Genomic DNA, 14,018 nt, shown 5'->3' on the forward strand with positions numbered 1-14,018 from the left:
GCAGTAGGCGGTGAGGCCGGAAAGCGATGGCTTTCCGGCCTCACCGTACCCACTCCTCGGCATGGCATCAGCCCCTGAGCGCGAAGGTCATGGTGTCGTTGAAGCAGGTGATGAACAGGGCGATCCGCATCACTCCTCCTCGGCCGGGGTCGGTGCGTGGGCGGGCAGCAGTCCGCGTTCCTTGAGCTCCGCCCAGAGCGCGCCGGGAATGGGGTGGTCGACCATCGCGGCGGCGTCCCGCACCTCGTCGGCGCTGCGGGTGCCGACCAGGACCGACGCGACGGCCGGGTGTCCGAAGGGGAACCGGAGCGCTGCGGCGCGCAGTGGGACGCCGTGCCGCTCGCACGCTTCTTTCAACTGCGTGGCCCGGATGAGGAGTTCGGTGGGGGCTGCGGCGTAGTCGAAGGTGGCGCCGGGCTTCGGGTCGGCGAGCAGGCCGGAGTTGAAGACACCGCCGACCACCACGCCGACGCCGCGTTCGGCGGCGAGGGGCAGGAGCTCGGCCAGGCCTCGCTGGTCGAGCAGGCTGTAGCGGCCGGCCAGCAGCACGGCGTCGATGTCCGTCTCACGGACGAACCGGGCAGGCAACTCGGCCTGGTTCATGCCGACGCCGATCGCGCCGAGCACGCCCTCGGCGCGCAGGCGTTCCAGCTCCGGGTAGGCCTCGGTGAGGGCCCATTCAGCGTGGTCGTCCGGGTCGTGCAGGTAGGCGATGTCGATCCGGTCCACGCCCAGGCGCTCGAGACTGCCCTCCAATGAGCGGCGTACGCCCTCGGCGCTGAAGTCCCATCGGCGGCGGTGCGTCGCAGGGACCGCGAAGCCGCCGTGGGCCAGGTCGTCCCCGTCACCGGAGCCAGTGGGCTCCAGGAGACGGCCGACCTTGGTGGAGATCGTGTACTCCTCGCGGGGCATGCCGCGCAACACGGTGCCGAGCCGGCGCTCGGACAGGCCGAGGCCGTAGTGCGGGGCGGTGTCGAAGTACCGGACACCGCACTCCCAGGCGGCGATGACGGCCTCCTCGGCCTCGGTGTCGGTGACCGGGGTGAACAGATTGCCGATCGCCGCCGCGCCGAAGGCGAGTTCACTGACCCGCACCGGCCCGGGCCCGAGCATGCTCTGGCGCGTTGTCATGGCTTCACGCCGGATCGCAGGCGCAGGCCCGCCATGCCGCCGTCGACCGCGAGGGCGGTGCCGGTGACCGAGGCGGCCGTGGGGGAGGCCAGGTAGACGATGGCAGCGGCCACCTCCTCGGCGGTGATCAGGCGGCCGGTGGGCTGACGGGCGTTCAGGGCGGCGCGTTCGGCGGCCGGGTCGGGAGCGGCCTCCAGCAGCCGGCCGACCCACGGGGTGTCGACGGTGCCGGGGTTGACGCAGTTGACCCGGATGCCCTCGCGAACGTGGTCAGCTGCCATGGCGAGGGTGAGCGAGAGCACCGCGCCCTTGCTCGCCGAGTACAGCGCACGCTGCGGCAGACCGGTAGTGGTGACGATGGAGCCGATGTTGACCACCGAGGCGTGGGCGGATCGGCGCAGGTACGGCAAGGCGGCCCGGGTGGCCCGGACGACCCCGAGCAGGTTGACGTCCAGGACGCGGTGCCACTGCTCGTCCGGGTTGTCCTCGATGCTTCCGATCGCACCGATGCCGGCGCTGTTGACCAGGATGTCGATTCCGCCGAGTACCGCGGCCGCGGCGTCGACCGCCGCGCGCACGGAGGAGTCGTCGGAGACGTCGGCGGTGAAGCCCCGAAGCGGTTCTTTCAGCGATGCGGGGTCGAGATCGAGGACGGCGACCCGCGCGCCGCGTTCCGCGAGCAGGGACGCGGCGGCGAGGCCGATCCCGGAGGCGCCTCCGGTGACCACCGCCGTGAGTCCTTCGAGGTCTGTCGTCGTCATGCCTGCGACTCCTCTTGGCGCATGGTGGCGTGGCCCTCGTGCCCGCCGGCCGAGGTGCGCGGAATCACGTAGGCGGCGGAGTGGTCGGGGTCGGGGTTCATGGCGTCCGACCCGTCGAGCTCGCGTGAGGTGGGGAAACGGATGTCGTGGGTGTCGACGGCCGTGATCCGCGCGGCGGATGTTGCCAACATGGGGGCCTTTCACGCGTTGATGAACGCCTGGCACTGGGTGCCGAGGCCGTCGATGGACAGTTCGACCGTGTCGCCCGCGCGCAGGTACGGGGTGCCGGGCAGGCCGAGGGCCACGCCGGCGGGGGTGCCGGTGTTGATGACGTCACCGGGGCGCAGCACCATGTACTGGCTGAGGTACCAGACCAGGTACCCGACCTCGAAGATCATGTTCTTGGTGTCGCCGGCCTGCCTCGTCTCACCGTTGACGGCCAGCCGCAGGCCGAGCGCCTGCGGGTCAGCCACCTCGTCCGGCGTGACCAGCCAGGGCCCCATCGGGTTGAAGGTCTCGCATGACTTCCCGAGGTCCCACTGCGACGAGTACTCCAGCTGGAACTCGCGCTCGGAGACGTCGTTGCTGATGGTGTATCCGGCGATGTGCGCCGCCGCCTCGTCCGGGCTCGCCAGGTAGCGGGCCTCCCGGCCGATCACGACCGCGAGCTCCACCTCCCAGTCGGTCTTCACCGAGCCGCGCGGGATCAGCACCTGGTCGTACGGGCCGACGACGGTCGCCGGGTCCTTCATGAACACCACCGGCCGCTCGGGGACGACCGCACCGGTCTCCGCCGCGTGGTCGCGGTAGTTGAGGCCGACGCACACCAGCTTGCCCGGGCGGGCGACCGGCGCGCCGATGCGCAGCCCGGCCGGGTCGACCTCGGGCAGCTGTCCGGCGGCCAGCGCTGCCGCGGCTCTGTCGGTCCCGCCAGTGGCGAGGAACGCCCCGTCAATGTCGCCCGTCAGCTCGGCAAGGGAGAATATGCGTCCGTCCTCGCCGAGGACTGCCGGGATCTCCTCTCCCGTGGCCCCGATTCGAAGCAGTTTCATAGGGACTCCTATCAAGACATCGGATGAAATTTCGGCGTCCCGACCGTAGGAGACGGCGCAATCCGAGAGCCCGAGGTCGGTACGTCCGGTCTGATCAGGCCTTCGGCGCGGAGATGGTCCCAGAGGTCGGCGGGGACGGGTCGGCGATGGAGCTCGGCGTTGCGTTCGACCTGTTCGGCGGTTCGCATGCCCAGGGTGACGTTGACGACGCCGGGGTGGGTGTAGGGGAAGGCGATGGCGGCGGCGGGCAGGGTGGTGCCGTGCTGCTCGCAGACTTCGGCGATGGCCGACGCCCGGTGGACGAGATCGACCGGGGCGCTCCGGTAGTCGTACTTCATGCCGGGCACGGGCCTGTCTCGGGAGAGCAGTCCGGAGTTGAACACGCCGACCGCGACGACGCTCTTGCCCAGTTCCTGCGCTGCGGGAAGGACGTCGTCCAACGCGGACTGGTCGAGGAGGGTGTAGCGCCCGGCGAGCATCACCACGTCGGCGGCGGTCTCGCGCAGGAAGCGGGCCGGCATCGCCGACTGATTCATGCCGACACCGATGGCACCGATCACTCCCTGCTCACGCAGGTCGGCGAGAGCGGGCATGGCCTCCTGGGCGGCCTGCTGCCAGTGGTCGTCGGGGTCGTGCAGGTAGACGATGTCCAGGCGGTCCAGGCCCGTGCGCCGGAGCGTGTGCTCGATGGAGCGGAGCACCCCGTCACTGCTGAAGTCCCATTGGCGGCGCAGGTCGTCGCGGACGACGAAGCCCTCGGTGTCGACCCCGCGTGGCTGCTCGTTGGGTACCAGCAGTCGGCCCACCTTCGAGGAGACGACGTACTCCTCTCGGGGACGGCCTTTCAGAACGGCACCGAGGCGTAGCTCGGAGAGACCGAGACCGTAGTGCGGTGCGGTGTCGAAGTAGCGGATGCCGGCGTCCCAGGCCGCGTCGATGGCGGCCGTCGCGTCGGAACTCGGGGTGACGCGGTACAGGTTGCCGATCACCGAGGCGCCGAAACCGAGCTCGGTGACCGCGACCGGAGTGTTCTGGATCTGCCGGAGGCGCAAGTGATGCTCCCTGTTGGTACGGGCGGAGACGCCGGTCAGCGTCTGACAGCAGCGGAGGCGCCCGCGATCAGTGCCTCGACCTCGGCGATCGAGGCCATGGCGACGTCTCCGGGCGTGGTCATGGTGAGGGCGCCGAGGGCCGTGCCGTAAGCGAGGGCGCGCTCCAGATCAGCACCGGCGAGCAGGCCGTGGATCAGGCCGGCGGCGAAGCCGTCGCCGGAGCCGATGCGGTCCAGGACGTGCAGTCCGGGCATCCTGGGGCCGATGACGTAACCGGTCTCCGCCGACCACGCGGCTGAGCTCCAGTCGTTCACTCCGGCCGAAGGGACCTCGCGCAGGGTCGTCGGCAGCACCCGCGCGTCCGGGAGCAGGTCGGCCACCGAGGCGAGTGCGTCCGGCACCTCGTCGGTACTGATGCGGTCGGCGCCGGGATGGCGGCCCGCCATCCCCAGTGCGCCTACGACGACGTCGGCGTGCCGGGCGAGCCGCAGGTCGGTCTCGCGGGCCCGCTCCGGTCCTCCGCGGCCGGCCCAAAGGCTCGGGCGGTAATTGGGGTCGTAGGAGACGGTGAGACCGTGGCGGCGGGCGGCCGCCATCGCCTCGTCGGCGACGTCGACGGTGGTGTCGGACAGGCCGGCGAAGATGCCGCCGGTGTGGAACCAGCGCACCCCTGCCGCGAAGACCGTGTTCCAGTCGACGTCCCCCTTCCGCAGCTGGGATGCGGCTGTGTGGGCGCGGTCGCTGACACCGAGTGCGCCGCGGATGCCGTAGCCGCGTTCGACGAAGTTGAGGCCGTTGCGGGCGGTGCGGCCGATGCCGTCGTCCGGTATCCAGCGGATCAGCGAGGTGTCGACGCCGCCCTGGAGGATCAGGTCCTCGACGAGCCGGCCCACCGCGTTGTCGGCGAGCGAAGTGACGACAGCCGTCCGCAGGCCGAAGCAGCGGCGCAACCCGCGTACGACGTTGTACTCACCGCCCCCTTCCCACACACGGAAGGTACGGGCGGTGCTGATCCGCCCTTCCCCCGGGTCGAAACGCAGCATGACCTCGCCGAGGGCCACCACATCGGTCACGGCGTACACACCTCCACGGCTGCGGCCGTCAGCCGGCGGATCTCGTCGTAGTCGCCCCGCCGAAGGTGGTCGGTGGTGGCCATCCAACTGCCGCCGACGGCAAGGACCGCCGGGTCGGCGAGGTAGCCGGCCAGCTGGTCGGCACCGATCCCACCGGTCGGCACGAAACGCACTCCTGGGAACGGCGCTGCGAGCGCGCGGAGCGCACGCAGGCCACCGAGGGACTCGGCGGGGAAGAGCTTGACGGTGGTGATGCCCGCCTTCTGGGCGCGCATCAACTCGGTGGCGTTGGCGATACCGGGCACCACGGGCACCCCCAGTTCCCGGCACTTCTCGATGACCTCCTCGTCGAAGCCGGGCGACACCACGAAGCGGGCCCCGGCCGCCACGGCCCGCTCGGCCTGTTCGGGCGCGAGGACCGTGCCGGCACCGACGGCCAGGCCGCCGTGGGCCGCCATCGCTTTGAGTACTTGCTCGGCGTCCGGGGTGCGGAAGGTGACTTCGGCGCACCGGGCACCACCCGCCGCGAGTGCGTCGGCCAGCGGGGCTGCGGTCGCCGTGGACGGCACCGTCAGTACCGGCATCACGCGGGCGCCGGCCAGTGCGGCGGCCAGGTCGGTGCCGGTCATCGGCCCAGCCATCCGCCGTCGACGGGCAGCACGGTGCCGTGGATGTAGGCGGCGGCGTCGGAGGCCAGGAAGACGGTGGCACCGGCCAAGTCGTCGGCGTTGCCCCAGCGGCCGGCCGGGATACGGTCCAGGATCGCCCTGCTGCGCACCGGGTCGTCCTGCAGGGCCTGGGTGTTGTCGGTGGCGATGTAGCCCGGCGCAAGCGCGTTGACGTTCACGCCGCGCCCGGCCCACTCGTTGGCCAGGGCCTTGGTCAGACCGGCGATGCCATGCTTGGCGGCGGTGTAGCCGGGCACTGTGATGCCGCCCTGGAAGCTGAGCAGCGACGCCGTGAAGATGACCTTCCCCTGGCCTCGGGCCACCATCGCCGCCCCGACCGCCCGGGTCAGCGCGAACTGCGCACTCAGGTTGACCTGGAGTACCAACTCCCAGTCTGCATCGGTGTGTTCGACGGCTGGGGCGCGGCGGATCGTGCCCGCGTTGTTGACCAGGATGTCCACCGGCCGCTCCCGCCCGGCCAGGTCCGCGCCCAGCGCTCGTACGGCCTCCGGGTCGGCGAAGTCGGTCCGGATCGCCTCGAACGTGCGGCCGGCGGCGTGCACGTCCTTCTCGACCGCGCTGCCGGACTCCTCCAGGTTGGCGCTGACGCCGATGACGTCCGCGCCGGCCCCGGCGAGCGCGCGGGCCATGGCCCGGCCGATGCCGCGCCGGGCCCCGGTGACGACGGCGAGCCTGCCCGTCAGGTCGAAGGCGGTCATACGGCCACTCCCCGGGCGTCGTCGGTGCAGTCCACGAGGATCTTCATCACGTCGCCGCCGCCCTCCAGGGCCTCGAACGCGGCGGGCGCCTCGGTGAGTGGCACGACCTTGCTGATCAGCCGTTCGGCCGGGACCGTGCCGTCCGCCACCAGCGCCACCGCCCGCTCGAAGTCCGAGCGGTCGTACAACCGGGCTCCCACCAGGGTGAGTTCGCGCCAGAAGAAGCGGTGCAGGTTGACCTCGCGGGGGCGGGGATGGATGGCGACGAGGCACAGCCGGCCGCGCACTCCCAGCACGTCGACCGCCGTATCCACGCCGGCCGCCGCACCTGACACCTCGAACGCGACGTCTGCGCCCGCGTCCCCGGTCCACTGCCGCACCGCCTCGGACACGTCCTCGGCGGCCGGGTCCCAGGCAGCGAGCCCCAACTCCTCGGCCAGCGTCCGCCGGTGAGCGCTCAGCTCCACCACCCGGACCTCGGCCCCGGCCGCCCGCGCCACCAGCGCGATCAGGATCCCGACCGGCCCGCCACCGACCACCACGACCTTCTCGCCCTCCCGCACGGCGGCGCGGCCCACGTCGTGTACGGCGACCGCGGTCGGCTCGACGAGCGCGGCCCGGTCCAGGGCAAGCGACTCCGGCAGCCTGATCAACGTCGAGGCGGGCACCGTCCAGCGCTGCTGCATCGCACCCGGGGAGTCGATACCGATGAAGTCCAGGCGCTGGCAGATGTGCTGATGGCCACTCAGGCAAGCCGGGCAGGTGCCGTCCCAGCGCAGCGGCATCACGGTCACCGCGTCCCCGGCCCGCCAGCCCTCCACCCCGGCGCCGACCCGCAGCACGCGGCCGGACATCTCATGTCCCAGAACGGCCGGCGCATCGACCCGGGCGTCCATGTCGCCGTGGAAGATGTGCAGATCGGTACCGCAGATCCCCACATAGGCGGGAGCCAGCAACACCTCCCCGGGACCGGGCTCGGAGAACTCGACCGGAGCCGTCTCCAGCGTTCGGGCGGACATATATCGGACAGCAAGCGTCATCGTGATCCCAAGGTCCGTTCAGTACGAGTGAGGCGGTAGAAGGTGGTCGCGGTGCCCGCGAGAATCGCCGAGGTCTCGTCGGCGGAACATCCGTCGAGCAGTTCGTCCACCGTGGCGGCCCAGCGGTTCCAGCCGCCCGCGAGGTTCGCGACCGGCCAGTCGGAGCCGAACATCAACCGGTCGGGGCCGAAGGCGGAGAGCAGGACGTCCCACACCGGGCGGATGTCGTCGGCGGTCCACTTCTCGTGGTCCGCCTCGGTGATCAGCCCCGACACCTTGCAGACCACGTGCGGGTGTACGGCCAGCAGACGCACCTGGCGTTCCCAGCCCGCCAGGTCACCGTCGGCGATCGACGGTTTGCCGGCGTGGTCGAGCACCTGGGGCAGGCCCGGGAACCGCTCGGCCAGCCGGATCGCCTCGTCGAGCTGGTGGCTGCGCACGAGCACGTCGTAGCAGAGCCCGCGGTCCCGTACCGCCGCCAACCCGCGTTCGACATCGGGGCGTTGCAGCCATTCCGGATCCGTCTCGCCCTGCACGAGATGGCGCAGGGACCGCAGATACGCGCCGCCCGGTCCGGCGAGCAAGCCGTCGAGCTGGTCGCCGATCCCGGGGGACGTCAGGTCCGCCCAGCCCACCACGGCCCCGATCAGCGGCTCCCGCTCCGCGAGCGCGAGCAGGTCCTCCGTCTCGGGTACGTCCGGAAGGCACTGCACGGCCACCGTGCTGTGCAGACCGCGGCCCGCGATGAGGTGAGTGGCGGTGGTACGCAGGTGGTCGGGGGTGAAGGTGCGGCGGATCGTCGCCAGGGCGGGGTCGTCGAGCCAGGGTTGCGGACGCCGGCCGAGATCCCACAGGTGGTGGTGGGCGTCGATGAGAACGGGGGCGGTGATGGCGTTCATGACAGGGGCCGAGGGGGCGGGCTCAGGTGCCAGATCTCGGGGAGTTCCGTCCACTGGCGTGAATCGCCCCGGTCGGGCAAGGGCTCCTGGCAGGGATCGGTGAGTTTCCACCAGTCCTGGGTTTCGGGGTCGGCTTCGAGTGCCGCCATGTCGGCCTCGAAGTCGTCGCCGTGGTACTCGAAGTAGGCGAACAGGACGTCACCGTGGAGGAAGATGCTGTAGTTGCGGATCTGTGCCCGGTGCAGGGCGGCTTCGACTCCGGGCCAGACGGCGGAGTGGAGTTCGAGGTACTCCGTGCGGTGTTCGGGCCGCAGCCCGATGGTCTGGGCGATGCGCTTCATCACACACGCTCCTGGGAGGTGAAGGGTGTCCGGTAGCTGGGTGTGTTGGCGCGCAGCCGGAGGCGCAGAGTGAGCTTGACGCGGCTGGAGGCGGGCAGCCGGACCGTCAGGAAGGCGCTGTCGCAGACCTGCTCCGACTCGGTGACGACGGGCTCGGTGTGGCCGTAGTCGTACATGTCCCCGATCCAGGTGTCGTCCGCGCAGGTCGTGTACCGGACCGTGGCGATGGTGTGCTCGGCGAAGGCGCCCGCCTGGACGATCACCGTGCGCGGGGAGTCGGGGGAGAGGTTCACCAGCTCGACGGTGGTCGCTTCGGGGTCGATGGAGGTGACCAGGGCGGCCACGTCCGGCGGCAGACCGGCACGGCGGGCCTCGGCGTCGTGGTACCGCAGCCGGGCCTGCTGAAGGCCACCGTTGTAGAGCACCTGGGGGCCGCCCCAGGTCAGCTGGACGAGGGCTTCGGTGACCACGGGGTTGGACTGCTGCCACACGTGGATGTCGGCCTCGGGCACGTCCAGGTCGCGGTAGCGCTCGATGCGCCGCATGCGGTGGCGGATCTGGGCCTGGGCGGTGGCGAGGATGCGTTCCGGGTAGTCGGGGTCGTCGCCGGCGAGGAAGGCGAACCACGCCTTCTCGTGCCCGGACTCCTCCTTGGCGCGGAACGGCCGGACGGTGCGCCAGTCGATGCCGTCGGCCTCGCGCAGTCCCTCCAGCCGGGCGCGGTCGGCGTCGGAGGCCGTGTGGTGCCACAGGGCCACCGGGACGGGTGGGGTGGACGGGTTGTAGTCGAACCAGCCCGTGTCCTTGTGGCGGAAGGGGAGGTGGAGCGTGGGCGTGTGGATGTCGGGCCCGAGTTCGGCCGTCCACTTGGAGGGGAGGCTGGAGTCCGCTTCGGTGTGTGGCATCACCTTGCCGCGGCCGATAAGGGTGTCGAGTGAGGTCGCGACCATGGAGAGGTAGTCGTCGTCCCCGGTGACCGTGGCCGCCGCCAGCGCCGCCACACAGGCCGCGTGGCCCACGCTGTGCCAGCCGTGCGGCCAGGACCAGCCGTAGTGGCCGCCGTACCAGCGGCCCTCCAGCAGGCTGCCGACGACGCCGTCCGGGCCGACGTTGTCCGGGATGAGACCGGCGTTCGCCTCGGTGCGCTCCCGCCACGCGCCGACGTACTCGACGATCCAGTCGCGGTAGCGGTCCTCGCCGGACAGGATCCAGGCGTTGAGGACCAGCCCGGCCGCGGCGAGGTTGACCGCGGTGTCGCCGACGCCCATCCGGTCCCGCATCTGCGCGCCGAGACGCGGGTCCGCGGAGAGGGGGTGGGGGCCGTCGCCGGCCTCGGGAATCCAGTCGAGCGGGAAGCCGTACGTCTGCGCTTCCTTCTCCAGCCAGGGATAGACGTCACCGTCGAACAGGCCCGTGCGGTCGGGGTCGCTGCCGTTGTGGGCGCGGGTGATGACGCGGTGCTCGGGGTCGTAGTTGCCCTTGGCCGGGTCGACGTACAACTCGGCGAAGCGCAGGGCGCGTTCGGACCAGCGGTCGGGGGCGGCCATGCTGAGGAAGTAGAGCAGGAGCAGGCTCTCGCCCTGGTGGAACCAGTCGTATCCGCGCTCGAACTCGTCGTGCAGCATGCCCAGTTCGGTGAGCTGCCGGGTCACGCCCTCCCAGTGCTTCTCACTGGCGGGCAGCAGATCGTCGGCGCCGCCGAGGAGATACAGCTGGGGCCAGTTGAAGAACACCTCGTAGAAGTCGTCCACACCGTCACGAGTGGTCAGCGGGCCGGAGTAGTTCAGCCGTCCGTCCGGACCGGTGAAGTCGCGGGCGAAGCGCCGCCAGGCGTGGTCGAGGAGATCGAACAGGGACCGCTGGGCCACGGCCCAGCCGGGCGGTTCCAGCAGCGGCACCCCCGCCTCGACCTCGGGTGGCGCGACCGGGCGGTCGCCGGGGGTGTCCTCGGCCGTGGTGCGGTCGGCAGAGCTGAAGGGCATGGGAGATCTCCGTTCGGGGCGGGCGGCGGGACGGCGCGCGCCGGGGACGACGGCCGGGACGGGCCGCTATTCCTTGGTGGCGCCCGCGAGCATCCCGCTGACCAGGAAGCGCTGGGCGAAGAGGAAGACGACCAGCACGGGCATGATGGCCACGAGCGTCGCCAGAGCCAGCTGCGGCCGCTCGATCGCGAGGTTGCCGACGGCCGGATTGAAGGACGGCACGTTGCTGAGCAGGGATCCGACGCCCACCTGGATGGGCATCTGGTCGCTCTCGGGGAGCATGACGTACGGCAGGAAGTAGTTGGTCCAGTTGGCGACGAAGCTGAAGAAGCCCACGAGCGCGATGACCGGGGTCGCCAGCGGCAGCGCGATGTGCCAGAAGACGCGGAGCTCCGAGCAGCCGTCCATCCGTGCCGCCGCCAGCAGGTCCTTGGGTACGGCGGTAGTGAAGTAGATGTACGTCAGGTACACGCCGAACGGGTAGAAGGAGTACGGCAGGATGATTGACCACATCGTGCCGATCAGGTGCACCGCGTTGATCTCCAGGAACAACGGCACCACCAGGGTGGCGTTCGGCATGAGCATCACGACCAGCGTCGCGACCAGCAGCGTGTGCCGGCCGCGGAACTCCGTCATGGCCAGGGCGTATCCCGCGGGAATGGCGACACCGAGAGTGATGACCAGCGAGATCACCGCGTAGAGCGCGGAGTTGCCGAGCCACTGCATGACGGCGTTGTCCTGGAACGCCGTGAGCGCGTCCCAGTTGGTCTTCAGCGCATGGAAGGATCCGAAGGACAGCGGATTGTCGTGGACCAGTTGTTGGTCGGTCTTGGTCGCCGCGAGGACGAGCCACAGCACCGGCAGCACGAAGAAGGCGAGGAAGCCGGCCAGTACGGATCCGGTCAGCAGCCGGGAGCCCAGGTGCCGAACGGTCCGGCGGTGCGGCGGCTGGTGGTGAGATCGGCTCATGAGGGGTGCTTCCCGTTCCGAGCTCGCCGTGGCGGCGACTCGACTGACAGGGGTACTAGTCGGCATCGAAGAACCCCGACCGTGCGACGAAGACGGCGGCGGCAGACACACTGACGACCAGGAGCTCCACCGAGACCGCGGCGGCGCCGTTGATGTTGTTCATCTGGAAGGCGAAGTCGTATGTCAACTGGTTCAGCGAGTAGTCGCGTCCGGCCACGCCCACACTGGCGAGGGACAGCAACTGCGGCTCGACGAACAACTGGGCGCCGCCCGCGAAAGCCAGGATCACCATGTACACGATCCACTTGCGGAGCATCGGGATCTGCACGTGCCAGGCGGTCTGCCAGGCGCCCGCGCCATCGATGCGCGCGGCTTCCATCACATCCGTGGGGATGTTGTTGAGCGCGCCGTACATGACGACGATCCAGCCTCCCGCGCCGGTCCAGAACGCGATGATCGTGAACAGCAGGGGGAGGTGGCCGGGCGCGATCACCTCGCCGAAGGTGTGGAACCCCAGCACGCCCAGGAGCGAACTGACCGGGCTCACCGTCGGGTCGAGCATGAACAGCCACACCAGCACACTGGCGGCGCCGGCGAGCGCTCCCGGGATGTAGTAGAAGAAGCGCAGCGCCTTGCTGGCGCCACCCGAGGCCAGGCGGTGCAGCAGTAGCGCCAGCGCCACCACGAACACCACCAGGGACAGGAGCCAGAAGGCGAGGTAGACGGCGACATGGCCCACGGCGTCCATGAAGCGGAAGTCCTGCGCCGTGGTCACGAAGTTGGAGAAGCCGGTGACTTTGCCCCCGGCGTCGGTGAAGGCGAAGTAGATCGCGTAAGCGGTCGGAAGGACGCCGAAGGCGACCAGCAGGACCACGTAGGCGGCGACGAAGGCCATACCGGCCCGGCTCTGCCGTCCGGCGCCGCGACGGCGCCGGTTGGCAGAGCCGGCCGGAGAGTGGGAGAGGGTCACTGGGCGACCTTGTATCCGTTGGACTTGGCGTACTTGACGATGGAGTCCTGCCAGGCCGGCAGCAGCGAGACGACGCTCTTGCCCTGGGTCAGGCCGGGCTTGACGGTGGCGGCCCAGATCGCCTCCTGGCTGAACTGGCCCGAGCCCCAGCCGTTCCAGACCTGGGAGGAGGCGTTCTTGAGGGCGCTCAGGTCGCTGGCGAAGTAGCCGGAGGCGTCCTGTCCCTTCAGCCACGTCTCGGCCGCCGGCGTGTACGCCGGGAAGCCCGGCGCCTTCTTGCCCTGGTAGGCCTCGTCGGTGGTGACCCACTTCAGGAAGTCGGTGGCGGCCTTGATGTGCGCGGAGTGCTTGGACAGCAGCCAGGTGCCGCCGCCGACGTTGCCGGTGGACGGCGAGGTCTCCCCCTGCCACTGGGGGATGGGTGCGGCCGCGATCTGCTTGGCCGGCGTCTTGAAGGTGCCCTCGAACAGCGCGCCGCCGTACCAGGCCGGACCCGGCATGAGCAGGACCTTGTCGGCCTTGTTCTTGCCGAAGTCGGTGCTGAAGACCCCGCTGATGGACATGGACTTGTTCTTGATCAGTACGTCCATGAGCTTGGCCATCTTGGTGCAGGCCTCGCTGGAGGTGTTCACCGACACAGCCTTGGGGCCGGTGATGTGGTTGGCGCCGCACTTGCTCGCCCACAGGTAGATCTCGGGCGTGAAGGAGTCGCCGGCGTCACCCACGAGGTAGCCCGGGTGCTCCTTGGCCACCTTCTCGCCGAGCTTCTGGTACTCCTCCCACGTCGTCGGCACCGAGTAGCCGAACTTCTTCAGCAGCGGCGCGTTGTACCAGAGCACCGCCTGGGAGAGGTCGTTGCGCAGACAGTAGACGGTGCCGCCCACGGTGCAGACGTCGTTGGCCCCGCTCGCGAACTTCCCCAGGGACGCCGAGGGGATCAGGCCCTTGTTGAGCGGAGCGGCGAAGCCCGCGTCGACCGCCCAGCTCGCCTCGTTGTTCTGGGAGCTGAACACGACGTCCGGCCAGCCCTTGCCGGTGCGGTTGAAGAGCTGGACCTTGGTCTGGAGGTAGTTCGAGCCGTTGGCGTCGCCGTCGTAGGTGACGATGTCCAGCTTCACGTCCGGGTGCTGCTGCTGGTACAGCTTCGCGGCCTCGACACGGGTCGCGTCCACCCAGACGGTCAACGCACCGTCCTTCTGCGACACCTGGGCGAAGCCGTCCTTGTTCGTCGTACCCGTGGCGCCGCCGCCTCCACAGGCAGTCAGGGCCAGCGCTGCGGTGGCCGCGCAGCCGGCCAGCAGCGCCGCGCGCCGCTTGCTGGACGCACTCTCCCGGCTGGACGAAGGCTTGTTGACGGTCAT

14 protein-coding genes and 1 pseudogene are annotated in these 14,018 nt (G+C 70.3%); all 15 read right to left on the minus strand.

The features are described from left to right. Positions 1-129: 129 nt before the first annotated feature. The 15 genes and pseudogenes from AB5J50_RS43805 to AB5J50_RS43875 all read right to left on the minus strand — a co-directional run bounded on the left by AB5J50_RS43805 (position 130) and on the right by AB5J50_RS43875 (position 14,018). On the minus strand, positions 130-1,131 hold the full coding sequence (locus AB5J50_RS43805; protein ID WP_369264150.1) for an aldo/keto reductase: 1,002 nt from the start codon (positions 1,129-1,131) through the stop codon (positions 130-132). Next, on the minus strand, positions 1,128-1,892 hold the full coding sequence (locus AB5J50_RS43810; protein ID WP_369264151.1) for an SDR family NAD(P)-dependent oxidoreductase: 765 nt from the start codon (positions 1,890-1,892) through the stop codon (positions 1,128-1,130). Before AB5J50_RS43810 ends, AB5J50_RS43805 begins: the two co-directional genes overlap by 4 nt. A 29-nt stretch (positions 1,893-1,921) precedes the next feature. Further along, a pseudogene (locus AB5J50_RS43815) lies at positions 1,922-2,080 on the minus strand (fuconate dehydratase); the annotation flags it as partial. 12 nt (positions 2,081-2,092) lie between these two features. Continuing rightward, on the minus strand, positions 2,093-2,944 hold the full coding sequence (locus tag AB5J50_RS43820; RefSeq protein ID WP_369264152.1) for a fumarylacetoacetate hydrolase family protein: 852 nt from the start codon (positions 2,942-2,944) through the stop codon (positions 2,093-2,095). A gap of 11 nt (positions 2,945-2,955) precedes the next feature. Continuing rightward, positions 2,956-3,996, minus strand: coding sequence for an aldo/keto reductase (locus AB5J50_RS43825; RefSeq protein ID WP_369264153.1), 1,041 nt, complete (start codon positions 3,994-3,996; stop codon positions 2,956-2,958). 35 nt (positions 3,997-4,031) lie between these two features. Next, entirely contained in the window at positions 4,032-5,069 is a 1,038-nt protein-coding gene (locus AB5J50_RS43830; protein ID WP_369264154.1) for a PfkB family carbohydrate kinase, read from the minus strand. Next, on the minus strand, positions 5,066-5,698 hold the full coding sequence (locus tag AB5J50_RS43835; RefSeq protein ID WP_369264155.1) for a bifunctional 4-hydroxy-2-oxoglutarate aldolase/2-dehydro-3-deoxy-phosphogluconate aldolase: 633 nt from the start codon (positions 5,696-5,698) through the stop codon (positions 5,066-5,068). Before AB5J50_RS43835 ends, AB5J50_RS43830 begins: the two co-directional genes overlap by 4 nt. Next, positions 5,695-6,456, minus strand: coding sequence for an SDR family oxidoreductase (locus AB5J50_RS43840; protein ID WP_369264156.1), 762 nt, complete (start codon positions 6,454-6,456; stop codon positions 5,695-5,697). Before AB5J50_RS43840 ends, AB5J50_RS43835 begins: the two co-directional genes overlap by 4 nt. Beyond that, positions 6,453-7,496 carry a zinc-binding dehydrogenase gene (locus tag AB5J50_RS43845; protein ID WP_369264157.1) on the minus strand — a complete coding sequence of 348 codons (1,044 nt, stop codon included), beginning with the start codon at positions 7,494-7,496 and terminating at the stop codon, positions 6,453-6,455. The genes AB5J50_RS43840 and AB5J50_RS43845 overlap by 4 nt, the downstream gene beginning before the upstream one ends. Then, a complete protein-coding gene (locus AB5J50_RS43850) occupies positions 7,493-8,395 on the minus strand; it encodes an amidohydrolase (protein ID WP_369264158.1) in 903 nt (300 codons plus the stop codon). Before AB5J50_RS43850 ends, AB5J50_RS43845 begins: the two co-directional genes overlap by 4 nt. Further along, the gene (locus AB5J50_RS43855) at positions 8,392-8,736 is read right to left on the minus strand and encodes an L-rhamnose mutarotase (protein ID WP_369264159.1); all 345 of its coding nucleotides are present in this window, start codon (positions 8,734-8,736) and stop codon (positions 8,392-8,394) included. Before AB5J50_RS43855 ends, AB5J50_RS43850 begins: the two co-directional genes overlap by 4 nt. Continuing rightward, positions 8,736-10,718, minus strand: a complete 1,983-nt coding sequence (locus AB5J50_RS43860; protein WP_369264160.1) for a hypothetical protein — start codon at positions 10,716-10,718, stop codon at positions 8,736-8,738. Before AB5J50_RS43860 ends, AB5J50_RS43855 begins: the two co-directional genes overlap by 1 nt. 66 nt (positions 10,719-10,784) lie before the next feature. Continuing rightward, on the minus strand, positions 10,785-11,687 hold the full coding sequence (locus AB5J50_RS43865; RefSeq protein WP_369264161.1) for a carbohydrate ABC transporter permease: 903 nt from the start codon (positions 11,685-11,687) through the stop codon (positions 10,785-10,787). 55 nt (positions 11,688-11,742) lie between these two features. After that, positions 11,743-12,657, minus strand: coding sequence for a carbohydrate ABC transporter permease (locus tag AB5J50_RS43870; RefSeq protein ID WP_369264162.1), 915 nt, complete (start codon positions 12,655-12,657; stop codon positions 11,743-11,745). Beyond that, positions 12,654-14,018 carry an ABC transporter substrate-binding protein gene (locus tag AB5J50_RS43875; protein WP_369264163.1) on the minus strand — a complete coding sequence of 455 codons (1,365 nt, stop codon included), beginning with the start codon at positions 14,016-14,018 and terminating at the stop codon, positions 12,654-12,656. Before AB5J50_RS43875 ends, AB5J50_RS43870 begins: the two co-directional genes overlap by 4 nt.

The sequence above is a fragment of the Streptomyces sp. R35 genome, assembly GCF_041053035.1.
GTDB classification, from domain to species: Bacteria; Actinomycetota; Actinomycetes; order Streptomycetales; family Streptomycetaceae; genus Streptomyces; species Streptomyces lutosisoli.

Bases quoted from the DNA above. Each gene is read 5' to 3' on its own strand.
- AB5J50_RS43865 (WP_369264161.1), bottom strand. From the start codon at position 11,687: ATGAGCCGATCTCACCACCAGCCGCCGCACCGCCGGACCGTTCGGCAC.
- AB5J50_RS43845 (WP_369264157.1), bottom strand. From the start codon at position 7,496: ATGACGCTTGCTGTCCGATATATGTCCGCCCGAACGCTGGAGACGGCT.
- AB5J50_RS43805 (WP_369264150.1), bottom strand. From the start codon at position 1,131: ATGACAACGCGCCAGAGCATGCTCGGGCCCGGGCCGGTGCGGGTCAGT.
- AB5J50_RS43850 (WP_369264158.1), bottom strand. From the start codon at position 8,395: ATGAACGCCATCACCGCCCCCGTTCTCATCGACGCCCACCACCACCTG.
- AB5J50_RS43860 (WP_369264160.1), bottom strand. From the start codon at position 10,718: ATGCCCTTCAGCTCTGCCGACCGCACCACGGCCGAGGACACCCCCGGC.
- AB5J50_RS43810 (WP_369264151.1), bottom strand. From the start codon at position 1,892: ATGACGACGACAGACCTCGAAGGACTCACGGCGGTGGTCACCGGAGGC.
- AB5J50_RS43835 (WP_369264155.1), bottom strand. From the start codon at position 5,698: ATGACCGGCACCGACCTGGCCGCCGCACTGGCCGGCGCCCGCGTGATG.
- AB5J50_RS43855 (WP_369264159.1), bottom strand. From the start codon at position 8,736: ATGAAGCGCATCGCCCAGACCATCGGGCTGCGGCCCGAACACCGCACG.
- AB5J50_RS43840 (WP_369264156.1), bottom strand. From the start codon at position 6,456: ATGACCGCCTTCGACCTGACGGGCAGGCTCGCCGTCGTCACCGGGGCC.
- AB5J50_RS43820 (WP_369264152.1), bottom strand. From the start codon at position 2,944: ATGAAACTGCTTCGAATCGGGGCCACGGGAGAGGAGATCCCGGCAGTC.
- AB5J50_RS43875 (WP_369264163.1), bottom strand. From the start codon at position 14,018: ATGACCGTCAACAAGCCTTCGTCCAGCCGGGAGAGTGCGTCCAGCAAG.